20 protein-coding genes and 1 pseudogene are annotated in these 24,496 nt (G+C 65.9%); 11 read left to right on the forward strand and 10 right to left on the reverse strand.

The window, feature by feature from the left end:
* Positions 1 to 99 precede the first annotated feature (99 nt).
* The 5 genes from NGM28_RS17190 to NGM28_RS17210 all read right to left on the reverse strand — a co-directional run bounded on the left by NGM28_RS17190 (position 100) and on the right by NGM28_RS17210 (position 5,726).
* On the reverse strand, positions 100 to 822 hold the full coding sequence (locus NGM28_RS17190; protein ID WP_252090876.1) for a hypothetical protein: 723 nt from the start codon (positions 820 to 822) through the stop codon (positions 100 to 102).
* A complete protein-coding gene (locus NGM28_RS17195) occupies positions 791 to 1,744 on the reverse strand; it encodes a GSCFA domain-containing protein (protein ID WP_286089018.1) in 954 nt (317 codons plus the stop codon). Before NGM28_RS17195 ends, NGM28_RS17190 begins: the two co-directional genes overlap by 32 nt.
* An 84-nt stretch (positions 1,745 to 1,828) precedes the next feature.
* Positions 1,829 to 2,347, reverse strand: a complete 519-nt coding sequence (locus tag NGM28_RS17200; protein ID WP_252090878.1) for a GNAT family N-acetyltransferase — start codon at positions 2,345 to 2,347, stop codon at positions 1,829 to 1,831.
* Positions 2,348 to 2,486: 139 nt separating this feature from the next.
* Positions 2,487 to 4,346, reverse strand: a complete 1,860-nt coding sequence (locus NGM28_RS17205; protein ID WP_252090879.1) for an alpha/beta fold hydrolase — start codon at positions 4,344 to 4,346, stop codon at positions 2,487 to 2,489.
* Between the two features lie 165 nt (positions 4,347 to 4,511).
* Positions 4,512 to 5,726, reverse strand: a complete 1,215-nt coding sequence (locus NGM28_RS17210; protein WP_240062810.1) for a Vps62-related protein — start codon at positions 5,724 to 5,726, stop codon at positions 4,512 to 4,514.
* A gap of 445 nt (positions 5,727 to 6,171) precedes the next feature.
* Here NGM28_RS17210 and NGM28_RS17215 point away from each other — a divergent pair, with 445 nt between their 5' ends.
* From NGM28_RS17215 to NGM28_RS17265, 11 genes and pseudogenes are all read left to right on the forward strand, one after another.
* Positions 6,172 to 7,260, forward strand: coding sequence for an MBL fold metallo-hydrolase (locus NGM28_RS17215; protein ID WP_252090880.1), 1,089 nt, complete (start codon positions 6,172 to 6,174; stop codon positions 7,258 to 7,260).
* Between the two features lie 389 nt (positions 7,261 to 7,649).
* Positions 7,650 to 8,019 (forward strand): annotated as a pseudogene (locus NGM28_RS28995) (transposase); the annotation flags it as partial.
* A gap of 280 nt (positions 8,020 to 8,299) precedes the next feature.
* Entirely contained in the window at positions 8,300 to 9,850 is a 1,551-nt protein-coding gene (locus NGM28_RS17225; RefSeq protein ID WP_252090881.1) for a ShlB/FhaC/HecB family hemolysin secretion/activation protein, read from the forward strand.
* 32 nt (positions 9,851 to 9,882) lie between these two features.
* Positions 9,883 to 11,688 carry a DUF2341 domain-containing protein gene (locus tag NGM28_RS17230; protein WP_252090882.1) on the forward strand — a complete coding sequence of 602 codons (1,806 nt, stop codon included), beginning with the start codon at positions 9,883 to 9,885 and terminating at the stop codon, positions 11,686 to 11,688.
* A 10-nt stretch (positions 11,689 to 11,698) separates the two neighbouring features.
* A complete protein-coding gene (locus NGM28_RS17235; RefSeq protein ID WP_011534002.1) occupies positions 11,699 to 12,124 on the forward strand; it encodes an ExbD/TolR family protein in 426 nt (141 codons plus the stop codon).
* Between the two features lie 8 nt (positions 12,125 to 12,132).
* A complete protein-coding gene (locus NGM28_RS17240) occupies positions 12,133 to 12,807 on the forward strand; it encodes an energy transducer TonB family protein (RefSeq protein ID WP_240062813.1) in 675 nt (224 codons plus the stop codon).
* A gap of 38 nt (positions 12,808 to 12,845) precedes the next feature.
* On the forward strand, positions 12,846 to 14,546 hold the full coding sequence (locus tag NGM28_RS17245) for a putative porin (RefSeq protein ID WP_240062814.1): 1,701 nt from the start codon (positions 12,846 to 12,848) through the stop codon (positions 14,544 to 14,546).
* A gap of 15 nt (positions 14,547 to 14,561) precedes the next feature.
* On the forward strand, positions 14,562 to 15,209 hold the full coding sequence (locus NGM28_RS17250; RefSeq protein ID WP_502943868.1) for a DNA repair protein: 648 nt from the start codon (positions 14,562 to 14,564) through the stop codon (positions 15,207 to 15,209).
* Positions 15,210 to 15,238: 29 nt separating this feature from the next.
* A complete protein-coding gene (locus NGM28_RS17255) occupies positions 15,239 to 15,703 on the forward strand; it encodes a YbjN domain-containing protein (protein ID WP_240062815.1) in 465 nt (154 codons plus the stop codon).
* Entirely contained in the window at positions 15,700 to 16,650 is a 951-nt protein-coding gene (locus tag NGM28_RS17260) for a peptidylprolyl isomerase (protein ID WP_252090883.1), read from the forward strand. Before NGM28_RS17255 ends, NGM28_RS17260 begins: the two co-directional genes overlap by 4 nt.
* A 57-nt stretch (positions 16,651 to 16,707) precedes the next feature.
* Positions 16,708 to 17,673, forward strand: a complete 966-nt coding sequence (locus NGM28_RS17265; RefSeq protein ID WP_252090884.1) for a LysR substrate-binding domain-containing protein — start codon at positions 16,708 to 16,710, stop codon at positions 17,671 to 17,673.
* A gap of 59 nt (positions 17,674 to 17,732) precedes the next feature.
* On the opposite strand, the gene alkB is transcribed toward NGM28_RS17265, so the two are convergent.
* The 5 genes from alkB to NGM28_RS17290 all read right to left on the reverse strand — a co-directional run bounded on the left by alkB (position 17,733) and on the right by NGM28_RS17290 (position 24,124).
* Positions 17,733 to 18,377, reverse strand: a complete 645-nt coding sequence (gene alkB / locus NGM28_RS17270; protein ID WP_252090885.1) for a DNA oxidative demethylase AlkB — start codon at positions 18,375 to 18,377, stop codon at positions 17,733 to 17,735.
* Positions 18,378 to 18,565: 188 nt separating this feature from the next.
* Positions 18,566 to 20,011, reverse strand: a complete 1,446-nt coding sequence (locus tag NGM28_RS17275; RefSeq protein ID WP_240062819.1) for a curlin — start codon at positions 20,009 to 20,011, stop codon at positions 18,566 to 18,568.
* Positions 20,012 to 20,030: 19 nt separating this feature from the next.
* Positions 20,031 to 20,501: a curlin gene (locus NGM28_RS17280; protein WP_252090886.1), complete on the reverse strand. Its 471-nt coding sequence runs from the start codon at positions 20,499 to 20,501 to the stop codon at positions 20,031 to 20,033.
* A gap of 15 nt (positions 20,502 to 20,516) precedes the next feature.
* Positions 20,517 to 22,757 carry an Ig-like domain-containing protein gene (locus tag NGM28_RS17285; protein WP_252090931.1) on the reverse strand — a complete coding sequence of 747 codons (2,241 nt, stop codon included), beginning with the start codon at positions 22,755 to 22,757 and terminating at the stop codon, positions 20,517 to 20,519.
* Between the two features lie 20 nt (positions 22,758 to 22,777).
* Entirely contained in the window at positions 22,778 to 24,124 is a 1,347-nt protein-coding gene (locus NGM28_RS17290) for a hypothetical protein (protein WP_252090887.1), read from the reverse strand.
* Between the last annotated feature and the right edge of the window lie 372 nt (positions 24,125 to 24,496).

Genomic DNA, 24,496 nt, shown 5'->3' on the forward strand with positions numbered 1-24,496 from the left:
AGATCGAGCGCCGCACGCGCGGCGCATCGCGGATGAATCCGCTCCTACATCAGGTGCTCCGCCTGCCTGTGTAGGAGCGGATTTATCCGCGATGCGCTCTCATGGGCGCCGCAACGCCAATGCCGGGCCCTGCGAAGGAACTTGACGCAACAACTGCCCCAGCACCAGTTCGCCGAACGCGAGGTTGCCATGCAGCGGGTCGTCGACCTCGCAGAACTCGGCGCGTTGCAGGCCCTGATCGTCATTCGCCGCGGCACGCACATCGACCAGCTCGACACCCAAGGCAGCCAGGCGCTCGATCAGCAGCGCCTGGGCCGCCATGAACACCCGCTCATCGGCCATCGGCGGCACCCGCTGCGGCGGCAGCACGGCGTAAACCTTCAGGCCCAGGCCAAGGGCCTGCTCATAAAACGCCAGGGCAGGGCGCGACAGGGTGTCGATGATCGTAGCGAACAACGGACCTTCGAGAAACCCGGGGTCGAACGCGCCATCCAGGCCCTGGTAGCACAGCCAGTTCTGCCGGGTGGCCAGGTAATGCAGGCTCAGGCCGATGCTGCTGACCAGTGGTCCGGGAATCCTGCCGAGGCTGGGGGCATCGAGCTGGGCGAGGGCCTGGCGGTAAAGCCGTTCGAGTTCGGCGTCACGGAACACCACGTCATCCGGTGCCAGGGTGAAGAAGTCCACCCCGAAATCCCGCCCGGCCCCCAGCGGCCCACCGCTGAACGCCAGCTCCCTCGCCCTGGCGGCCTGGCCAACGACGCCAACGTGTGAGTCGCCCAACAGCAGGAAGCTAGGCGTAGTAATCGAGAATGGCGTCTTCACAGACAAGGTCCTCGCAGGCCAGGGAAGGGGCGGTTACGGGTGCTGCTGGCGCAGCCTCGGCGTCGAGGCCGGCAAAGAACTGGCGCATCACGAAGGCCACGCCTTCAGGCGTCACTTCGCGCTGGTTGGGTTGGTAGAAAGTGCCCTTGAACGGCGTGCCGGTGATGATTTCGTAGGACGGGAAGTAGTCTACCTGCGGCAAGCCCTGGCACAACTGACCGGCCACGGCGCGCAGCACCGACTTGGAGTAGGTGGTGGCGCTGAGCACGTGCTCGCCGGTGGCACTGGCGGTCAGCGGTACTGGCGAGACGGTGAGCAGCAGGCGCAGTTCAGGGTTTACCGTGCGCATCAGCGCGATGGCCTCGGTCATGGCCTGGCACGAGTCGTTGAAACCGAAGTTGCGGAACTCATGCAACCGAGGGCCGAACTCGCCGCGCACGGTGCCCGGGCACACTGGATACATAACGCCGGTTTCGCGATTGACCCAGGCTTCGGTCAGCCCCAGGGTGAAGACGAACACCTTGGCACGGCGCACCGCCAGGCGGATCGCCGCCAGGGTTGCTTCCCGCGAATCGAACAGCGCCTGTTCGCTGTCGAAGCCAGCCGATTCCACCGCGGGGCGGAATGGATCGAAGAAACGCCCCTCGTGCTGCCAGGTCTCGTGTGACTGCGGCTGCGTACCCAAGGCCCACGTCAGCCACTGATGCAGCATCGCCGGCGTATAGAGATTGCCGGTACGGAACGAGAACACGCCGTACTGGCGCGCCTTGCGTTCGTCCTCACGCATGTCGGCCGGGGCCGGTTCGGCATCGAGCCAGTTCATCCCGCGTGCCACCAGGGCCCGGCCGATGTGCTGGGCGAAACAGGACCCGGCGGTGACGATGGCGTCCTTGGCGTCGATCGCGAACGCGGGCGACCACAGTTAGCCGATCTGCTCGGCGGGCCTGTCGGCGATCGCCGTGCGCCAGAAGGCACGCGGCGGCAGGTATTGGTAGGGGTTCATGGGCTATCCGTGCAGGTCGAGGCGGTAGATGAGGTCGTCGCGCCAGGTGCCGCCGAGCAGGTAGGCTTCCGGTTCCCGGCGCTCAAAGGTGAACCCGCATTTGTCCATCACCCGGCAGGAGGCGCTGTTGCCGTCGGTAATGGTGGCTTCCAGTGTACCGAGGCCAATGGTTGTGGCGTAGTCGATCACCGCGCGAAGGGACTCGGTGCCGAAACCCAGGCCTTGATGCTCCGGCAGCAGCAGGTAACCGACCTCGGCATGGCCCGGGCGCAGGATGCGCAAGCCGGTGACGCCCAGGTCTTGCTGGGCTGCCTTGTGGGTCATCACCAGGCAAAGCCAGTGGTCGGCTTCAGGTGTCCAGGTGGGTAGACGATGCTCGAAGCCGCGGCGGACTTCGCTTTCCGGCAAGTCATCGAACACGTGGCGCATGGTGCCGGGCTCGCGATGGAGCCTCAGGAACAGGGGCCAATCGATTTCGACCAGGGGGCGCAGGTACAGCCGATCAGTGTGCAGCTCCAGCATCCGGTGCTCCTTGCAGGGTTGGGAGGGCAGGGTGTTTTTTGTACGCGCAGTGGGCGGGATGTTCAAGATTTTGAGTGTGCGCTGATGGGGCGCGATTTGATCATCGAACTGGAGTCGAGGGTCTCAGCGTTGAGGGCACCTAGAGCCTTGTCACAACGAGCCACAGCGTCAACAGATAGGACGAAAGTGCCAGTCCCGTGACGAGACCACGGGTTTCGGGGTCGATCACGCTTGTGTGGATGAGCAGCTCTATCCCTTCCCATATCAGGTACATGACCAACCCGATGCCGCCCCATACCAAGGGTGGCATTCGGCCCAGGAGGTCGATGAAGGCGTTTTTCCGGTGAACCGCATTCGGGAGGCGCTGAGTATCGACTTCGCCAGTCAGGACAAACTTTGCAATGGAATCCCACTCATCTTCGGTAATAGCTGCAGCGTGCCCGCCTTTGACATACCGGACCTGAAAGAAACTGCCCGAGTGAGCCGATGTGCGAAAACCATCGTGACCTGCACTGCCAAGGTCCTGCAGCCTGAGAAATTGAAAGAATTTCGGGAAGAACGCGACTACCCAATCGGAGGTCGCGATGAAGTTCAGAACCTTGGTAACCCGGGGCGGGTTTGCACCCAACAGGTTCGTCCAGTCATACCCGACCCTGACGACACTGCCGGCGAACACCACGTTGGTGAATCTGCAGCACGGGTACAACTCCAGTGCCTTGGCCACCAGGTAAGTCCCGTTGCTATGCCCGACGTACGAAAATCTTGCCTTGGGGTAGCGCGCCAAGGCTTCCGTGTACTGGTCCATCAACCATTCCACCTTGCTGCGGCGGTACCAGGGAAGCAGGAATGGAAGCATTGGGAAGTAGCCATAGCTGGAGGTCTCTGTCGCCCATTCGCAAGCGCTGTCTCCCGCCAGGTGCTTGACCCTCCTGGCGATCTTGTGAGTCCAGAATCCTTGGTCGCGAATGCCGTGAATGACAAACACGACGTTCTTGATAGTGTCGTTCGATGTGAGGAATTGATCGTCGGCCGGGGTCGCTGCCAGTGAGCGTAGAGCATCAGCTGGCAGTCCCAAGGCTTGCATCAGCACTTTTGCGCGGCCGCGACCGTAATGCGGATCTTGCAAGCGTATGACGTCTGCGTGACCGGAGTGGGGAACGTCCAGATAAACAAAGTCGTAGCCGGCGACAAGGTCAACATTATCTTCCGGTGATACGACATCATCCCGAGACCCGAGCAACTGCACGGTCAACGCGTTGCCTGCAGGCAGGTTGCCAAGTCGATCAGGTTCTGTTGCCAGCCGCCTCAGTTGGAGCCACTGAATTCTCAGGTGGGTGATGAATTCGGCGCCTCGTCGAAGCTTGAAGATCAGCGGCCAACGCCCCGTCATCAACTTGGTCGCATACCCAGCGACCGTGCCCAATCGCCAACCGACCGCATGCACAAGACTGAGGTGATGGGAAATTTGCCAGCCACGGTTCATCCCGGCGAGCAGCACGATGCGTTTTACCAAGGGCGCCCACGTGCGTGCTGCAAGAAGCCCTTGCGCATTCACCTCGCCTGCCTGGTGATAGATCTCCTCGAAGGGCGCATCAGGGGTTTCGCCGCACGCGGCCACATAGAGCTTGCGACCAATCAACCCCCCCATGCTGTGCCCGACAATGATGATCGAGGTTATCGGCTTATCCGCCTGGTTCGCCTGGTCAACACACTCGTCAACCATCGAGAGCAGATCGCAAACAATTGCATTGGGGTCGTTCAAGGACAGGACGCTTGCACCCAGTTCAGGGCAGCAGATTGCCGCGTTCGGCCAGTGTTTGGCGATTTCGTCAGCCACCGACTTGAGGCTGGAGGCTTGGTTCAGATAAGCATGTAGCAGAATAATCAGGCACTGCTCTGCTTCGCACTTTCCTGTTTGGCCTTCCTCATCATCGACTGACTCGGGTAGTGGACCTGTACTCAAACCAAGAGGCTGAGCACTTTTGCATGCTTCACTCATTCCGACGTCTCCTCTGCCAATGGCTTGCTGCGCTGAAGGCTTCGCGAAAGCAAGGTGAGGTCGAGCACAGGCTCCTGAAAAGCCGGATTCCGTCAGGGTAACAGCTCGCCTGAACGGAGCGAGCAGCCTCCGTTCAGGTTTGCACTGCAGGCTTAACGCTGCGCCTTACTCAACATTGACCTTGAGGTCGAATGCCAGCGTAGGCGGATATTGCGTCCAGTATATGTTGTCACCGTCGGAGTACCCGACATTGGTCGAGACTTGCGTTCCGTCTGCGCGGAACAGCTTGTAGGTGCTCTCGATCGCAAAGGCCGCCACTGCCCGCTTCGTGGGCACCGCCACGTTCACCGTGCGCGTGGTCGAATGATCCCAGCCGCTCGACGAACTGGTGGTGTAGGAGAAGCTCTGGTTGAGCTTGGCCGAGGCCGTGAAGATCGGGCCCAGCTTCCATTCCCCGCCAATTTCGATGCTCGTGGTAGAGGTGAAGGACGTCGAACTGCTGCCATTGACACCATTGGTCACTGACCAGGAGAAGTTCTGGTCGGAAGAGGTTTCGTTGTAGCCGAAACCGATCAACGTGTATTGGTCCGTACGCTCCAGGCGGTAGACGGGCGACTTGACGAGTTGCTGGGTCGGTTGCAGGTTCGGGTCCTTGACCATGAACCAGGACAGGTTGCTGATGTAGGTGACGGTGGTTTGCTCATACCCGGTGGGCTTGCTGTAGCCATGCAGCACGGGGGTTGGCGGTGGATTGAAGTGTGCCAGGGGAATCTGCAGGCGCAGTGCGTAGGCATTGGGGTCCGTATTCGGCTTGCTGTGGCTGGCCACGCCGACGAAGGTGCCTGGCGAGAGATACACTTCGCCGGCAGGTGCGCTCGGTGGCGAGATCTGCCATGAGCCGAAGTCCCTGTCGGCACCGGTGCCAGAATCGTCCCACACCAGATCCCCCAGCATCGAGGCGATCACCAGGTCGGCCCTGACACAGCGGATGATGTCGACGGCGGGCTTGCCGTAACCATTGTTGCAGACCAACCCCATCGCCACGTAACCCGCCGGTGGGACAGGGCGCCACATCGAACCGTCGCGGTCCGCGCCCGAGCCCTTGTCGGTCCAGACCTGCTCGAAGTCGAGCGGAGGGCGCAAGGCGGTGCCCGACGCGCCATTGATGTCGCTTACCACGGCGACGGCGGCTTGGCCGTTGACGTCGTTGTAGTTGCCGACGCCATAGTCCCCCAGCGGGTGATAACCATTCAGGTTGCCGACCGCCACGGGGCGCCAGTAAGCGCCATCGCGCTTGCCGCCCGAGCCTCGGTCGTTCCATTGCAATGCGAACTGGGTGGTGAATGCGATGCGCAGATCCTTGAACTCTAAAGTGTCCATGAACATATATTCCCTATATGAACGTGATTGGATACCGATCGTGTTTCCAGGAATACTTCGCCCGCCCTTGAAATGGATCAACAGCAGGGCACCGGCTTTAACAGCCAACGTCGATATCGGGCATGATTTCCGGGGTCTGATTCGACCGCTGCTGATTGTAGGACAGCACTTGCGGGGTGGTGGCAAACTGCTATGCCGCCTGTCGTGATTGGCTGCAACGATTTTGAATAACGCTTCATCACTTTCGTAACAAGCTGGCAGTGTCGGTGGAGCAGCCAGTACGCGCCTCGCCACTCATCCCGGCTGAGCGCGGAAAGCATCGGTTCGCAACTTGATGAGGGCAATCGCAGGATCAGGCATGGCGCGTGCCGGATCAGGCAATGCCACACGCCAGTGTCTTCTTATACTGCTCACTCCCGACCTGCGCCCCCAGGGGACCATCACCTTGAAACGCCATCCATTGTTCCGCGCACCGATCAACGATCATGGTCATTCCCCGCAATCTCGCCAGGGCCGTTTCCACAACCTGTCGCCACGCCCGGCTGACATGCCCGAGCCGGACGCCAAGGTGATCTGGAACGCGCTGTTCAACAAGCCGATCTCCACAGTGCCGCACGCACCTGTGCCGGTGTTGACGCTGACCCGTGCACAACTCGACGCCGCGCCCGATGCCAGCCTGTTCCGACTCGGTCACTCCACGGTGCTGTTCAAACTTGAGGGCGACTGGTGGCTGACGGACCCGGTGTTCTCCAAGCGTGCCTCGCCGTTGCCGTTCGCCGGCCCCAAGCGCTTCCACGCGCCGCCACTGACCCTGGATGAACTGCCGCCGATACGTGGGGTGATCCTGTCCCACGACCACTACGACCACCTGGATCGGGCGACGATCAAGGCCCTCGCGCCCAAGGTGGAGGTGTTCCTCACCCCCCTGGGCGTGGGCGACCGCCTGTTGGCCTGGGGCGTGCCGGCGGCCAAGGTCCGCCAGCTGGACTGGTGGCAGGGGATAGAGGCGGGCGGGTTGCGCCTGACCGCCACCCCGGCCCAGCACTTCTCCGGCCGCGGCCTGCGCGATGGCAATCGCACGCTGTGGTGTTCCTGGGTGATCGAGGCCCCGGCGCTTCGGCTGTTTTTCAGTGGCGACACCGGCTACTTCGACGGCTTCGCCGAGATCGGCCGGCGTTTCGGCCCGTTCGACCTGACCCTGATGGAAACCGGGGCCTACGACGAACACTGGCCCTACGTGCACATGCATCCGCAGCAGACCGTGCAGGCACACCAGGACCTGGGCGGGCGCTGGCTGCTGCCGATCCACAACGGCACCTTCGACCTGGCCCTGCATGCCTGGTATGCACCGTTCGAGGAGGTGCTCACGTGGGCGGCGGAGCAGGGCGTGCAGGTGGCCACGCCACGAATGGGCGAGCGCATCGACCTGCGTGCGCCACATGCGGGTGAGCGCTGGTGGCGAGCGGTGGTCGAGCAGGAACAGGGAGAGAAGCCGCGGCGCTGCCGGCTGGGTACGGCCAGGGAAGCGATATAGCGCGGTCGCTGGCCAATTACGGACGCGTCACGCCTGCTTGGCCCTTGCACGAGCCGGGGCCAGGAGAGCGCCGGCTTGTTGAGGCCGGCAGGTATTCGAATCGACACCCTTTGCGCCCGTCAGGGCGCTTTTTTGTTTCAAAGGGCCCGCCCCACACATTTCCGCGCCTTTAAGATCGAGCGCCGCAGCGCTTCGCCAGCAAAGCTGGCTCCTACGCCTTCCCCCCTCGCTCACTGATGAACCTTTCATGACAAAAGTTCGGTAGCAAAGCGCCATCTCCGTCAAAGCCATGGACACGGACGACGCGTCTGGCCCGCAGGCCGGGCGCACCGTAGGAGCGGGCGGGGAGTGGGGCGATGGGAACTATGGAACGCTACACCAAAGTGGGGATGCAGGAGCTCGACCAGCGCCTGGCGAAGATCGTCGAGGCGGCGCGCAAGCAGCCGGTCTCGGTGTACCGCTACGGCGCGCCGTGGGTCTGGATCGTGTCCCAGGAAGACTGGCAGGGCGCCCTGCGCGAGGTGGCCAGCTGCGTGCCGCCGGGGCATTCACTGGCCCTGCTCAAGCCGCGCATCGACACACTCCTGGGCGAGTACCAGGCGCCGCTGGCCCTGCTGGCCGAGCAGCAGGGCATGACCATCGCCCCGCACACCCTGATGCATGTACTGCTATTGCAACTGCTGTACTCGGTGCCCAGCGAGAAGCAGCTCTACGAGCAGCTCAACTACAACCTGCTGTTCCGCTGGTTCGCAGGCCTCGAACTGAAGTCGCGGGTGTGGAACTTCACCCTGTTCAGCCACGACCTCGGGCTGCTGCTGGGCAGCGCCATGGCGGTGTCGCTGTTGCAGCGCATGGTCGACGAAGTGCTCGGCGCCAGCCTGCAGGCGGTGCCGGAGTTCAGCCTCAACCTGGCCCTGCTGCACAGCTGGCTGGCCCGTCACCACGGGCCGGGCACGCCCGATCACAACCACTAGAAACCCAACGAATTCCTGGCGCTCAAGGGGGCGGTGTGGAGCACTTTTTCTTCAAACGATGCGGCATGGGCGCAGGGGTACTGCTGTGCCTGCTGTCCGCCACGGCGCTTGCCAACGAGCCTGAACGCCGGGTCGAGATCAACGAGTACGTGGTGCGCGGCAACACCGTGCTCGATGCCCAGGCAATCGAGGCGGCGGTGTACCCGTACCTCGGCCCGGACCGGACCCTGGCCGACCTCGAGGGCGCCCGCGAGGCGCTGCAGAAAAGCTACCAGGCCCGGGGCTACCAGTCGGTGTTCGTCGAGCTGCCGGAGCAGAAGGTCGAGGGCGGGGTGGTCTACCTGCAGGTCACCGAGACCAAGGTCGGCCGGGTGCGCGTGGTCGGGGCCAAGCACTATTCGCCGGTGGAGATCCGCGAACAAGTGCCGGCGCTGGAGGAGGGCAAGGTGCCCGATTTCGCCCAGGTGCAGAACGAGCTGGCCACCCTCAACCGCACGCCGGGCCGCCAGGTGCTGCCGCTGGTGCGCGAGGGCCAGCGCGCGGGCACCATGGATGTCGACCTGCAGGTCGAGGACAAGCAACCCTGGAACCTGAGCCTGGGGTTGAACAACGACCACAGCGCCGACACCGAGAAGCTGCGCAGTGTCGTCAGCCTCGGTTACAACAACCTGTGGCAGGCCGGGCATAGCGTCTCGCTGACCTGGTTCACCGCGCCCGAGGACCGCGACAACGCCCAGGTCTGGTCAGGGTCCTACGCCGCGCCGCTCAACGAACGCTGGACGCTGCAATTCTCCGGTTACCACTCCGACAGCAACGTGGCCACCGTGGGTGGCACCAACGTACTGGGCAAGGGCCACTCCTACGGTGTGTCCGCGATCTACAACTTGCCGGGCGTCGGCGCCTGGGCCAACGCGCTGTCGATCGGCATCGACTTCAAGGACTTCGACGAGAAGGTCGCCCTGGGCGGCAACAACGACAAGGTCCCGCTCAAGTACTCGCCCATCACCCTGGGCTACAACGGCTACCGCTTCACCGAGCACGACCAGCTGAGCCTGGGCCTGAGCGTGGTGGCCGGCACCCGCGGGCTGCTGGGGTACAACAGCGACGACCAAGCGTTCGACTACAAGCGCTACCGCGCCAATTCGAGCTTCGCCGCGCTCAAGGGCGACGCCAGTTACACCGTCGACTTCGCCGGGCAATGGCAGAGCGCCTCGAAGCTGGCCTTCCAGCTGGCCTCCGGGCCACTGGTGTCGAACGAGCAGTTCGCCGCCGGCGGCGCCACCTCGGTGCGCGGCTACCTGGCCGCCGAGCGCACCGGCGATGACGGCGTGCTGCTGTCCCAGGAACTGCGCACCCCCTCCCTGGGCCGCTATGTCGGCAGCTACATCAGCGACTGGCGTTTCTACCTGTTCGCCGAAGGCGCCCAGTTGCGCCTGCAGGATGCCCTGCCCGAGCAGGACGACAGCTACAGCCTGGCCAGTGTCGGCGTGGGCACCCGCGCCACGCTCAACGACTGGCTGTCCGGCAGCCTCGACTGGGCCGTGCCCCTGAAGGACGGCCCCAACACCGACAAGAACGACTCACGCGTGCACTTCAGCGTGCAGGCAACTTTCTGAATCACCGACCGGCATCGCCCTGGAGAGCCCTCATGCAACGCCTGATATTGACCCTGCTGCTGTGCCTGGGCTTTGCCCTGCCGGGCAGCGCCAGCGCCTGGTGGCAGGACGACTGGCTGTACCGCAAGCAAATTGCCGTGGACACCACCCCGCAAGGCGCCGGCCTGACCCAGGCGCTGGGCCGCACTGCGTTGCTGGTGCGCCTGCACACCGGCAACTTCACCTTCGACGGCGTCAGCGAGACCGGCGCGGACATCCGCTTCGTCGGCGCCGACGACAAGACCGTGCTCAACCACCATATCGAGCAGTTCGACCCGCTGATGGGCATGGCCCTGGTCTGGGTCGACGTGCCGCGCATCGAGCCCGGCCAGCGCCAGGACATCTGGATGTACTACGGCAACCCCAAGGCCCAGGCCGCCAACGGCCAGCCCAGCTTCGACGCCGACTACACCGCGTTGTACCACTTCGACGGCGCCGGCCCGCGCGATGCCAGCCCGTATGGCAATCAACTGCAAGGCCAGGCCGTGGCGGTCGACGGTGTGATCGGCCGGGCCATCCAGCTGGGTGGCCAGGCCCTGCAACTGCCGGCCAGTGCTTCGCTGCAATTGCCGGCCGGCGCGGCTTTCACCTTCAGCACCTGGCTGCGCCAGGACCAGGCGGTGGGCGAACAGCTGCTGCTGGCCCGGCGCGAGGCGGGGCACAGCCTGCTGCTGGGCCTGGCCCAGGGCGTGGCCTTTGTCGAGGTGGATGGGCAGCGCGCCAGCGCCAACCAGGCGCTGACGGCCGGCCAGTGGCAACACCTGGCCCTGGTGGGCGAGGGCGGCAACCTGAGCCTGCTGGTCGATGGCCAACCCGTGGCCCGCCTGGCTGCCAGCCCGGCCGCATTCACTGGCGCGGTGGGCATCGGCGGCGACCTGCCTGCCACCGAAGGCATGCCTGCCAGCGGCTTCGTCCCCTTCGTCGGCGCACTGGATGAACTGCGCATCTCCCGCGTGGCCCGCAGCCAGGCCAGCCTGCAAGCGGATGTACTGGCCCAGGGCGCGGAGTCGCGCCTGGTGGCCTATGGCGTCGATGAAGAACAGTCGGGCTTCGGCTTCGGCAGCCTGGGCTTCCTGCTCAAGGCAGTGCCGGTCGATGCCTGGGTGATCATCGCCGTGCTGGTACTGATGATGGTGCAGTCGTGGGTGATCATGCTGCGCAAACAGCGCGCCCTGAGCCGGGTCACCGCCGCCAATGCGCAGTTCCGCGAACATTTCGCCACGGTGGGCACGCGCCTCGAGCAGTTCGCCGACGACCAAGGCCTGCACGAACGCTTGCAAGGCTCGTCGCTGTGGCGCCTGTACCTGGTGGCGGTACAGGAGCTGCGCACCCGCCGTGCCCAAGGCGCCGACACCACCTTGGTATCCGCCGCCACCATCGAGGCGATCCGCTGCTCCATGGACGGTGTGCGCACCCGTGAGAACCAGGCCCTGTCGTCCAAGCTCTCGACCCTGTCCAACGCCATTGCCGGGGGGCCCTACATCGGGCTGCTGGGCACCGTGCTGGGGATCATGGTGGTGTTCCTCGGCACGGCCATGGCCGGTGACGTGAACATCAACGCCATCGCCCCGGGCATGGCCGCCGCGCTGCTGGCCACCGCCATGGGGCTGTTCGTCGCGATCCCCGCGCTGTTCGGCTACAACCGCCTGACCACGCGCAACCGCGAGGTCGGTGCCGACATGCGGGTGTTCGTCGACGAGTTCATCACCCGCCTGGCCGAGCTGCATGGCGAAGGGCAGGCCGGCGAAGCGGCGCAGCGCCCCCAGGGCCGCGCCGTCAGCCCGTCGGTCCCGGCGTGAGGAGGCAGCCATGGCATCCGTGAACAACGCCCATGACGACGACGCCGACGCCGCGGTGGACAGCATCAACATCACCCCGCTGGTGGACGTGCTGATGGTGGTGCTGGTGATGTTCATCCTCACCGCCACTGCCCAGGTGTCGGGCATCCAGGTGCAGCTGCCCAAGGCCAGCGCCTCGGTGTCGCTGGCCCAGCCCAAGACCAAGGCGATCTCGATCAACGACGCCGGCCAGGTGTTTCTCGATGCCTACCCGGTGACCTTGCAGGAGCTGGAGGACCGCTTGCGCAGCGAGAAGGCGCGCAACCCGGACTTCCCGCTGATCGTGCGCGGTGACGCCGGCGTGCAGTACCAGAAGGTGGTCGAGGTGCTCGACCTGTTGCGCCGCCTCGAACTGGCCCAGGTCGGGCTGGTCACCGGCAAGCCGAACCAGGGGTGAGGGCAGGCATGGAACGTACAGCCAACCCCCGCCGCCTGCTGACCTGGGCCGTGCTCGCCGTGGCGGGCGCGGGCCTGGCCTGGCTGCTCTGGCAGTGGGCCAACGACATGGCCGGGGTGCGTCGCGAGGCGCCCAAGGTGCCGGCGATCATCCCGTTGCCACCGCCCCCACCGCCACCGCCGCCGGAACCGCCCAAGGAGCCCGAGCCACCGGTCGAGGAGAAGATCGTCGAGCCGCAACCGGTGCCCGAGGCCGAGGAAGTCAAACCGGCCGAGGACGCCCCGGACCCCGCCCAGGACCTGGCCGAGCCGATGCAGATGGACGGCGACGCGCAGGCGGGCGGCGACAGCTTCAACGTCGGCGCCGGCAAGGGCGGCGGCATGGCCGGTGGCGGCGGAGGCGGGCTGGGCAACGGCACCTACAGCCAGTACCTGGCCTACGCCTTCCAGCGCCTGCTGCGCGACAACCCCGAACTGCGCAACCTGGTGTTCAACCTGCAGGCAGAGATCTGGCTCAGTGCCGCTGGCGAGATCACCCGTGTCGAGCTGCTGCGCGGCAGCGGCGAGCCCGAGGTGGACGCCCAGGTGGTCGCCGCCCTGCGTTCGGCGCCGGCCCTCGACCAACGCCCACCCGCCAGCCTGACGTTGCCGGTGAAGATCGCCCTGCAGGGGCGCCGGCCATGAACAACGAAGCACGACTGACCCACAGGAGTTGCAAACCCATGAAGTGCCCAGTGAACCGATTGACCCTGGCGCTTGGCCTGCTCGCCGCCGCCACCGCGGTCGGTCCGGCCGTCGCCCACGCCGCGCCGTCGGAGAACGCGACCGTCAACCTGATCCGCCTGCTGGTGGAGCAGGGCGTGCTCAAGCAGGACAAGGCCGATGCGCTGATCGCCCAGGCCGAGCGCGAGGCCCAGCAGGCCCGCGCCGCCACCAGCGCCGCGCCGATCGTCGCCCAGGCCCCGGCGGCCAATGGCGAGGTGCGCGTGCAGTACGTGCCGGCCATCGTCCGCCAGCAGATCCGCGACGAGATCAAGGCCGAGGTGCTGAACACCGCCAAGCAGGAAAACTGGGCCGCGCCCAACACATTCCCCGATTGGGCCTCGCGCATCAGCTTCGACGGCGACCTGCGCCTGCGCGGCGAGTCGCGCTACTACGCCGACGGCAACAGCAACGAGATCGTCGACTTCGCCAAGCTCAACGAGAAGGGCCCCTACGACGTCAACCCCAACAGCAGCTCCAGCCTGCCGCCGCTGCTCAACACGCGGGAAGATCGCGACAGTATCCTGCGCCTGCGCGCGCGTTTCGGCCTGAAAGCGCAACTGGCGGAAAACTGGGTGGCGGGTATTCGCATCGCCACCGGCTCGAACAACAACCCGGTGTCGACCACCCAGAACCTGGGCGGCGGCTTCGGCAAGAAAGACCTGTGGCTCGACCAGGGTTATGTCAGCTGGAGCCCGAGCGAGCGGCTGACCCTGACCGGCGGGCGTATCGCCAATCCGTTCATGTCCACCGACATCCTGTACTCCCATGACCTCAACTTCGACGGCCTGGCGGCGATCTTCGACCAGCCGCTGAACCGCGACCTCAGCCTGTTCGGCACCGTCGGCGCGTTCCCGGTGCAGTACAGCGACGATAGCGCCAGCAGCAACGGTTTCGACAAGGAAGACAGCGAGAACAAGTGGCTGTACGGCGCGCAACTCGGCGCCAAGTGGGCGATCAACGACCACCACCGGCTCAAGGGCGCCATGGCCTACTACCGTTTCGACGATATCGCCGGCGAACGTTCCAGCCCCTGCGCACCGTGGAATGGCCAGCCGGGCTGCGACAGCGACGAGACCCGGCCGACCTTCATGCAGAAGGGCAACACCCTGTTCCTGCTGCGCGATATCACGCCCAACCCGGCCAACCCGGCCGCCACGCCGCAGCCGCAGTTCGTGGGGATTGCCTCGGAGTTCGACCTGCTCGACCTGAACCTGGTGTGGGACGCCGACCTGCCCCACGACTTCAAGCTGCGCAGCCAGGCCAACTACATCCACAACCTGGCCTACGACGAGGGCGACATGCGCAAGCGCGCGGCCGGCCAGCTGGCCAACAACGTCGACGAGAACGGCAACATCAAGAGCGGCAGCGATGCCTGGATGTTCCAGTTCACCCTGGGCAACGCCCTGGACATGCGCAAGGCGGGCGACTGGAACTTGTTCGCCGGCTACAAGCGCATCGAGCCCGACGCACTGCCGGACGGTTTCAACGATTCCAGCTTCCACCTGGGCGGCACCAACGCCAAGGGCTACTTCCTTGGCGGCAACTACGGCCTGGCCGACAACGTCTACGCGACCGCCCGCTGGTTGAGCAGCGAAGCAGTCTATGGCGCGCCGTTTGATATCGATGTGCTACAACTTGAAGTCAACACGCGGTTCTAGGGAAGGAGCACGGGCATGAACAAGGGAGCCTATCGCCGTCGTTGCACCTGGCTGATGCTGGCCCTGGGCGCGAGCCTGGCGGCCTCGGTGTCGGCCGACACCCTCGAGGAACGCCTGCGCGCCCAACTGCGCAGCACCACCCAGCAATTGCAGGCCCTGCAGAGCGAGCAGGCCCAGGCCAGCGCCGCCCGCCAGGCCGCCGAGCAGCAGCGCGACGCCGCCCAGGCGCAGGTGCGCGAGCTGACCGCGCTGCTGGCCAAGGCGCGCGGCCAGAGCGAGCAACTGGCCGGCCAGCAACAAGCCATGCACAGCCAGGCCCAGGCGCTGGTGGCCAGCAGCAACGAGCAACTGCACAAGTACAAGCAAGCCTATGAAGAGCTGCTGGGCATGGCCCGGGGCAAGGAAGGCGAGCGCGCCGCGCTGCAAGCCAGGCTGACCGAGCGTGACGGCCAGGTGAGCCAGTGCCAGGCGCGCAACCAGCAGATGTACGGGGTGGCCAAGGAGATGCTGGCCGCCTACGAGAAGGTCGATATCGCCGATGTCGTGAAGATGCGCCAGCCCTTCGCCGGCGGGGCCCGGGTACGTTTCGAGGAGCTGGCCCAGGCCTACGGCGATCGACTCTACGAAAGCCAGTTCGATGCCCCCAAGGGCGTCAACCCGTGACGATTCAACCACCACAAGGAAGGCAACACATGACCGAAGTCACCCTGATCGAAACCGTGAGCGCCGACTCCCTCACCAAGCTGTTGCAGGACGCCGGCTGCCGGGTCAACCGCAGCGAGCAGAATGCCGTGGTGCAGTTGCTCAGTGCCAGCCAGGGCGTGGGCTATGCCGTACGTTTTGGCAATCGTGCGCAGGAGCAGGAAGGTGAGTTCCTCGATTTCACCTTCAGTTGCGCCCTGCGTATCCAGGGCGAGTTGCCAGCAGGCCTGGCCGAACGCTGGAACGCCTCGCGCCGCTTCGCCCGCCTGTCGGTGCAAGGCGAGTTCCTGGTGATGGAGAAGGACGTGGTAGTCGCCGACGGCGTCAGCGAGAAGCACCTGCTGGGCAGCCTGCTGCTGTGGGATCGGCTGCTGCAGGAGTTCATCGTCTACCTGCGTGATTACAGCCGTAATGTCGCTGAGCAGACCGGCAGCGAAGCGGTGAGCGCCTCGTGACGGGGCGTGCGCTCTGGGCCGGCGCTGGCGCGCTGGCCCTGGTCGCGGTGGCGGTTGCCCTGGCCTTGCGCCCGGGCGACCAGCCGGTGGCGGCGGCGCGCCCGGCATCGTCGGCCCTCCAGGCAGCGGTCGACAATGGCCCGACCCTGGCCCGGCTGGGGGAACAGCAAGTCGGCAGTGGCGAGCTCAAGGCACTGTTCGCCCAATTGCCCGAGGACGCCCGCGCCAGCCTGCGCGGTGACCGGCCGGCACTGGAAGCCTGGATCCGCGCACGGCTGGCGGAAAAGGCGCTGTACCAGCAGGCCGAAGCCCAGGGTTGGCTGCAACGCCCGGACATCCAGGCCCAGACCCGTGCCGCCACCGAGCAGATCGTGCTGCGCGACTACCTCGATTCGGTGAGCAAGGTGCCCGACGACTACCCCAGCGAGGCCGAGCTCAAGCAAGCCTACGAGGCCGGCAAGGCCGGCTTGCAATTGCCGGCGCGCTACCGCCTGAGCCAGATTTTCCTGAGGGTGGAAAACCCCAGGGACGACGAGACCGTGCGCAAGCAGGCCCAGGCGTTGGCCAAGCAGGCCAACGATGCTGACTTCGCTGCGCTGGCCCGGGAGCACTCGCAAGATGCAGGCACGGCCGCCAACGGCGGTGACACCGGCTTGCAAGCCTTGGCCCAGCTGTTGCCGGAGGTGCGCGGCGTGGTCGCCAGGCTCAAGGTAGGCACGGTCAGCGAGCCGGTGCAGAGCGCGGCGGGCTACCACATCGTCAAGCTGGTCGAGCAGCAACCGGCCCGCGCGGCGACGTTCGACGAGGTCGCGCCGCGGCTGCGCCAGTTGCTGCGTGCCCAGCGCCAGGAGCAGGTGGCCAAGGCCTACGTCGAGGGCATGTTCGACAGTGCCACCCTGAGCATCGATGGCGCGGCGTTGAACCAGGTGCTGGAGAGCAGCCGCTAGACCCTGACCATTCATGGAAGAGGCGGGCCCGGGCGTCGGGCCCGTGGGAGGCAAGGAATGCCGATCGACCTGTCCCGGGGCCAAGCCCCGGAAACCGCCGTGCCCGTCGTTCGTTCCCAGGTGCCGTTGGCCCTGGACGAACACACCCTGGACTGCTTCGTGATCACCGCCCGTTGCGGTTGCTTCATGCAGGCGGCGCGGCGGATGAACCTCAAGCCGGTGGCGCTGCGCAAGCGCCTGGCCGTGTTGGAGTCGCGCCTGGGCTATGGCCTGTTCATCAACCGCAACAACACCCCAGTACTCAGCCAGCAAGGCGAGCGGTTGCTGCTGGCCTTGCAGGCGCGTGAGCCCGACGAGCCTGCGCCAGCGCGCGCGCAGACCACGCCGGTGCGCCTGGCGGTGGCCGAGCCACTATTGCAGGACCTGCTGGGGCGCAGCTTGATCAACCTGGTGCGCCAACATGCGGGCATGCGTCTTGAAGTGGTCACCCTCGATGGGCGCCAGAACCCGGACCAGGAGGTCGACGTGGCGCTTTGGCTGGGTGATCTGCGCGCCCCGGATCTGTTCCAAGTGCCTGCCGAGGCACTGGCCACTCTCGACTACCTGCCGCACATTGCCAAGCGCTATGTCCGCGAAGCGAATCGTCCCGGCAGCCTGGCGGACTTGCAGGACTACATGCTGGTGCAATGGCAGGGAGAGGCGGGCGTGGCCGCGCTTGCTCAGTGGCAGGCCCTGCTTGCAGGGCGATCCGCAGGGGTGACGAGCATCCAGGGTTACGAGATGTACTGCCAGCTGATCAAGTGCAGTGCCAGCGTTGGCCTGCTGCCGCATTACGCGGGGCATCTGGACCGTGGCTTGCTGGCGTTGCCGGGGTTGTTCCCGGAACCGATGCGGCGGCGGGTGTGGTTGGCGGTCAACGCTGACACCGAGGGCGATCCGCTGGTGCAGGTAATGGTCGGGGCGATCCGGGCGGCGCTCGATGAGCGCCGGGAGTGGTTCAAGGACGCCGCCATACTCTTGTAGGAGCCAGCTTGCTGGCGAACCTTCGCCAGCAAGCTGGCTCCTACAAGGGGGCGGTGTGGTTATCCGGCCTTGCGCAGGGTCAGGTTGATACGCTGTTCGCCCAGGCGGGGATGCACACCGGGCTTGATCGGCAATACCCCGTGAAAGCGCAGGCGGTCTTCGCCGCCCCACACCAGTACGTCACCGTGGTTCAGGGGTATGCGCTGGGTGCGATCACTGCGTTGAAGGCCACCCAACAGGAACACGGCTGGCAACCCCAGTGAGATCGATACGATCGGGTGCCCATAGTCTTGCTCGTCGCGGTCCTGATGCAGGCTCAGGCGTGCTCCAGGCACGTAGTGGTTGACCAGGCAGGCGTCGGGCACGAAGCCTTCGAATCCTGCGACCGCCGCTGCCTGGCTGGCCAGGTTCAGCAAGACCGGTGGTAGGGCGGGCCACCGCTGGCCGGTTTTCGGGTCGGCTGGGGTGTAGCGATAGCCGCGGTCGTCGCTGACCCAGCCCAGCGCGCCGCAGTTGGTCAGGGCGACCGCCATGCGCTGGCCGCCGGGGGGGTGCATGTGGCGAAACGGTGCGGCGCGCAGAATTGGGCGCAGGGCGTCCAGCAGGGGCTCGATGTCCTTCAGGGCGAAGCCCGGCAGCAGCACGGTGTGGCTGGCCAGGCGCTGCGGCTGAGAACCGAACAGGTCGAGGTCGGACTGGATCATGGTCAGGAGGCCAGGCTGGATCGGGCGATTGTACCGTGGGTGGTTGAAAACCTGTAGGAGCGGATTCATCCGCGATGCGCCGCGCGAGCGGCGCTCGATCCCAAGCCCGCTGCAACGCCCCGACGAAACCTATAAAGAAAAAACCGCAGCCCAGGAAACCCGGCACTGCGGTCCAAAGGGGAAGAGAATCACTGCTGCGTAACAGTCGCCATGTTGGTATTGCCAAACTGGGTAATGGTCGCTGCCTGACCGGCCCCACTCTGGTCGACAAACGCCTGGTTACCGTTACCGCCCTGGGTCACGTAGGCGACATTGACCCCGTCGGCCTGCTTCACGGTAGCCTGGTTGCCACTGCCATAGAGCTGGTAGGTGAAGCTCTGGTTGCCACTGCCCGATTGGTCCAGGGTCACGGTGCCGCCATTGCCGGCCGCCACGCCCTCGGCGTAGTTGCCGCTACCCCGCTGGTCAGCGATCAACAGGTTGTCGCTGCCGTTCTGCTCGAAGTACAGCTCGTTGTTGCTGTCGGCCTGCTTGGTTTCCATCTGGTTGCGGTTGCCGTTCTGGTTCAACCGGGCCAGTTGGCTGCTGCCTTTCTGCTCGAAGTTGACGCTGTTGCCGTTGCCGGCCTGGTTGACCACCGCCCGTTGGCTGTTACCGAACTGCCCGCCGGACTTATCGCCCTTCCAGTTGCTGGCCATGATCTTGTTGCCGTTGCCGGTCGTATTGATGCTCAGGCTGTGGTTGTCGCCGGTCTGGTAGGTGAAGTGCAGGTTGTTGTTGCCGGTCTGGCTGATGCTGGTCACCGACTGGTTGCTCTCGAACTGGTCCGACCAGCTGGCGTTGGCGCGCCCGTTCTGGCTCAGGCTGGCACTGTTGCCCTGGCCGAAGCTCTGGTCGATGTAACCTTCGTTGAGCTGCCCGGTCTGGTAGACGTTGGCCTGGCTGGCGGCCTGGTTGTCCTGCCACACCTCCACCGAGTGTCCGGTGCCGTACTGGCTGATGCCGATGGTGCCGCCCAGGCCGTCGCGCTGGTCGCCGTAGGCCCAGTTCTGCTTGCCGTCCTGGTAGATGGCGATATCGCCGTTGTTGTGGGTCAGGTGCTCGGCGGCCGCCTGGTTGTCGCTGCCGGCCTGCATGACCAGGCTCTTGTTGTTGCTGCCGCCGAACAACTGCTCGACGGTGGCATCGTTGCGCTGGCCCGACTGCAAGGTGGTGGCCTGGCTGCCCAGCTGGGTATCCTGCCAGATGATCGAATGGTTGCCCGTGCCGTCCTGCACCTGCAGGGCCTGGTTGTTCTCGCCCACCGATTGGCTGGCGAAGGCATCGTTGAGCGTGCCGCCGGCCTGCTGGGTGATCTGGCTGCCGTTCTCGAACAACTGCTCGGCGTAGCCGGCGTTGAACGCGCCGCTGGCGCCTTGCTGGATGTGGCTGGTGCTGCTGTCCTGCACGGCCATGTGGTTGTGGTCGTGGCCGGTCTGGTCCTGGGTGGCCGAGGCGAACGGCGCCAGGGTCTGTTTCACTTCGGCGATGTGCTTGTTGCCCTGCTGGTTCTGGGTCGAGCTGCTGTCGGCGGCCATGGCCTGGCCGGCCAGGGCCAGGACAATGGCGGCGCTCAGGGGGGCGAGCTTGTTCATGGTGGTGCCTCCAGGTCTGCTAACGGTATTGGGTGATATGGATTTGCTGGCCATTGCCGGCCTGGGTCACGCTGCTGTTCAGCCCCGTGCCGCGCTGGTCGATGGTGGCGCTGTTCTGGTTGCCGATCTGTTCGATGGCGGCGCTGTTGCCGCTGCCGCTCTGGCGGATCGTCGCGTTGTTGCCGTAACCCTGCTGGCTGATCGTGGCCATCAGGTCGCTGCCTTCCTGCAGGATGTAGGCTTCCTGCGCGCCCCCGGCCTGGACGATGCGGCCCAGCAGGGCCTGGCCGTTCTGGTCGAGGGCGGCGCGGTTGCCGTTGCCCTGCTGCTCGATCACTGCCGCCTGGCCACTGCCCACCGGCAGCAGATGCACCAGCACCGGCTCGCCGAGGTCGTTGCCGGCCGCAAGGTCGGCGTTGTCCATCAGGTCGTCGGCCTGTGCCTGGCCGACCAGGGCCAGGCACAACAGCAGGGTGGGCAGGCGTGGCATGGCGTTCTCCCTGGCCTATTGCACGGTCACGTTGACGGTGCGCGTGGTGCCCTGGCTGGTGGTCACCGTCGCCGTCGGGTTGGCGGTCGGGATCGCCGTGGTGCTGTTGCTCACTGCCAGGCGCCAACGGCCGGTCACCGGCACGGTGGTGGTGCCCAGGGTCTGCACGCCGGTGGTGGTGGTCACCCGTACCGTGATGGTGTTGCCGGTGGTCACCGACGAGGTGCCGCTGATGTCCCAGTTGTAGCGGTTGTTCGAGCGCGCCGTGACCGTGGCCGCGGTGACTGCGAAGGTCTCCTGGGCGGGCCGTGGCGACACCTGCACGGTGACCGTGCCGGGGCTGGACAACGCACCCAGGGCATCTCGGGCGACGTAGCTGAAGCTGGTGGTGAATGCCGCGGTGACCGTGGCCGGTGGCGTGTAGGTGATCACGCTGCCGTCGGTACTGACCGTGCCGCGACCGGCCGGGGTCGGCTGGGTGACGCTGGCGATGGCCAGCGGCAGGTTGCCTTCCGGGTCGGTGTCGTTGGCCAGGGCGTTGATGGTCAGTGGCACACCGAGGGTGGCGGCGCTGTCGGCCACCGCCGTCGGCGGCTGGTTGGGCGCCACGTTGACCGTGACCGTGGCCGGGGTCGACTTCAGGCCCTTGGCGTCCATGGCGCGATAACTGAAGGTGGCTACCAGGGGTGAGGTGGCCCCGGCGGGCGGGGTGTAGGTCACCGCGGTGGTGCCGTTCAGGACCACGCCGCCCAGTCCGGTGCCCGGTTGGGTGAGGTCGCTGATGCTCAGCGGCACGTTGCCGTCGGGGTCACTGTCGTTGGCCAGCAGGTTGAGGGTGATGGGCACCCCGACACTGGTGGCGCCACTGTCGGCCTGGGCCACGGGCGGCTGGTTGGCAGCCTGCACCGGCGCATTGCCGACCACCACCACTGGTTCGACGTCCATGCCACCGTGGGCGGACTTGACAGTGATGCTGGCCGGCGGCTGGGCCAGGTCGTTGACCGTCAGGCTCTGCTGCACGCCGGACTTGGACATGCGGCCGAAACCCTGCACCAGCAGGTCGGGCACCAGCACTTCGTCGCTGGAGCGGGCCTCGATCAGCAACCGTTTGTTGGCCCAGTCGTAGCGTGCGTTGGTGACCCGCACGACATCGCTGAGTTTGCTCGACAGTGCAGTTGGGCGCTTGATGCCGGTGGGGTCGCTGGCGGTGACCACCACCACCGACGGCGGTACCGCCTGGCTCAGCTGCTGGCTGAAGAACAACCCGTTATTGTCGGCGAGCAAGCTGAACTGGCACGGCGAGGGCGGCGAACCAACCAGTGCCAGGCCGTTGCGCAGGCACAGGCTGGCGTTGTTCGGCGCCTTGGCGAACACCTCGACACGGGTACCGGCGCCATTGCGTTGGTAGGTGGCGCGTTCCAGTTGCACCGGGGTCTGCTGGCGGGCGTCGAGGACCTTGCCGGAAACCGTGAAGACATTGGTCTGGATCGTCCCGGCCGGCCCCTGGATGCGCACGAAGTTGGTGTTGTTCGGGCTGCCGGTCACGGCTTCGGTGATGTTCGGGTCGCCGATGAAGGTCTCGGTGGCGCCGGTGTCGGGGTTGACTGCGGTGTAGGGGCCACCGACGCCGCGCAGGAACGGGCCGAGGTTGCCGTTCAGCGCGCCGCTGAAGTTGCCGGGAGCGCCGATGCCGATGTCGCGGGTGATGTTGATGGCGCGGCGGCCAACCTGGTTGGCGGCGACGGTGACGGTCTCCACGCCGTAGGGGTGGGTGACGGTGTAGGTGCCGGCTTGCGGCACCGAGGCGCGGATGCGGATGCGAGCGAAGCTCTGCTGGTCGCCGTCGACCGGATTCTCGGCGGCGAAGGCCGCTTCCAGGCCGGCGACATAGACCTCCAGCTCATAGCCGCTGTTGCCCACCGCCGGGATCTCGGTCTCGGCGAGGAACCAGAACATCTCCGGCGGCCAGTTGTCGGGGAACACCAGCGGCAGGGCATCGTCGTAGACGCCGGGCTCGGGCAACAGGGTGCACAGGTAGGCCGGCGCCCCGGGCGCGCCCGGGGCGCGGGTGCTGGTGGCGCGCGACTGGCACAGCTCCAGCGACAGGTTGGTGGCGTCCTTGTACCACATGGGGTAGCCCCCGGTGGCGAAGGTGTAGGGGCCCGGGTCGACCTCGGTCAGCGCGGCCCAGGCCGCGCTGCTGACGGTGAGGGTGAAACCGGCGGCGCACAGCGCCCGGCGTGACCAGATGTTCATGCTGCCTCCCAGGAATCTGTTCATGGCACCAGCACCACGTCTTCGCTGTCACTGCCGCCGTTGGCGCTGGTGACCTGCACCTTGGCCGGCGGGATGGGCGACAGCCCGGTGGTCAGGGTCTTCACCGCGCCGTTGCCGCCCAGGCTGCCAATCAGCGTGCCGTTACCGGTACGGGCGGTGAGCGCGGGCGGGCTGGTCTCGTCGCTGCTGCTGGCCACCAGGGTCAGCTGGCCGCTGGCCAGGCTGTATTCGGCGCGGCTGATCACCACCAGGTCGGTCAGCGGCATCGGCGCCGTGGTCGGCGTGCTGCTGGCGATGGCCAGGCTGTTGTCGGCGGTCACCTGCAGGGTCAGCGGCAGGGTCGGGTTGAGCACCGACTGGCCGTACCAGGCGCCGGTGCCGTTGGCTTCACCCAGGGGCAGCGCCGGGTTCTGGCTGGACAGCGTCACCGTGGCCGGCGCGGGGGGCGCCATTACGAACACGTCCTGCTGGGCGCGCAGGTCGCCATTCACGGTGTGCCGCGAATAAGTGCTGCGCTGCGGGATCAGCGGGGTCGGGCGGGTGACCGTGGACAGCTTGCCGGACACCGCGAACACTTCCGTGCGCAGGTCGAGGCCGTTAGGGCCCTCGATACGCACGAAGTTGGTGTTGAACGGGCTGCCGGTCACCGGCTCTGACAAATTCGGGTCGCCGACGAAGCGCTCGCTGGCGCCGTTGCCCGGGTTGGTTTCGGTGTAGGGGCCGTTGACGCTGCGCAGGAACGGCCCGATATCGCCTTTGAGCGCGCCGGTATGGTCACCCGGCGAGCCGATGCCGATATCGCGGGTCATGTTGATTGCCCGGCGCCCCGGGGTCTGCACGTCGAACACCTCCACGCCATAGGGGTGGGTGATCACGTAGGTGCCGGCCACCGGCACATCGACGCGGATGCGCACCCGGGCGAAGCTGACCTGGTCGCCATCCACCGGTTCTTCTGCGCTGAACGCCGCCTCGATGGCCGAGACGTAGCCCAGGTCGATGCCGCGGGTGGCATCGACGAGCGTGGCGTCGGCGGTGAACCAGAACGCCTCGTCGGGGAAGTTGCTGGGGAAGACGATGGGCTGGGTGTCGTCGAATACCCCGGGGGTGGGCAACAGCGTACACATGTACGACGGCGCGCCGGGGGCACCGGCCACCCGCGAGCTCACGGCCTTGGACAGGCACAGGTCGAGGGTGCGGCCATGGCTGTCCTGGAACCAGGCCGGGAACTTGCCGTTGGGCAGGGAGTAGGGCCCGCTGTCGACTGCGTACAGCGCAGCCTGGGCCGGGAGCTGGAGCAGGCCGGCGAAGATCGCCACGGCCAGCGGGTGGGGTTTGGGTCGGTGCATGACTCGCTTCCTCCTGCGAACGGGCCCAGGGGATGGGGCGTCTGGGGAGGGATCGGCAACAGTTGTGCCAGGTTTTCTTGGGGGCGGTTACAAGGCTCTGGGGCGATGGTTTCAGCGTTGCGCTGGATTGCCTGGCAAGGTATTGCAGGTGGGCAAGTAGACCCAGGATTGGGGAATGGTGCCAGGCGTATTTGGGGCGATTGCGTTATGGCGGCAAGTGTCCGTCGATAGATTTTTTGCGCCTGTGAGATCGAGCGCCGCCCGTGCGGCGCATCGCGGATGAATCCGCTCCTGCATCGGTTGCAACGTACCGCACCTGTGAGGCCATGGTTGTCAGCCCTGGCGCAAGGCGTGAGTCAGGCGGGGCGTCGG

It is taken from the genome of Pseudomonas sp. MWU13-3659 (assembly GCF_023757525.1).
GTDB classification, from domain to species: Bacteria; Pseudomonadota; Gammaproteobacteria; order Pseudomonadales; family Pseudomonadaceae; genus Aquipseudomonas; species Aquipseudomonas entomophila_E.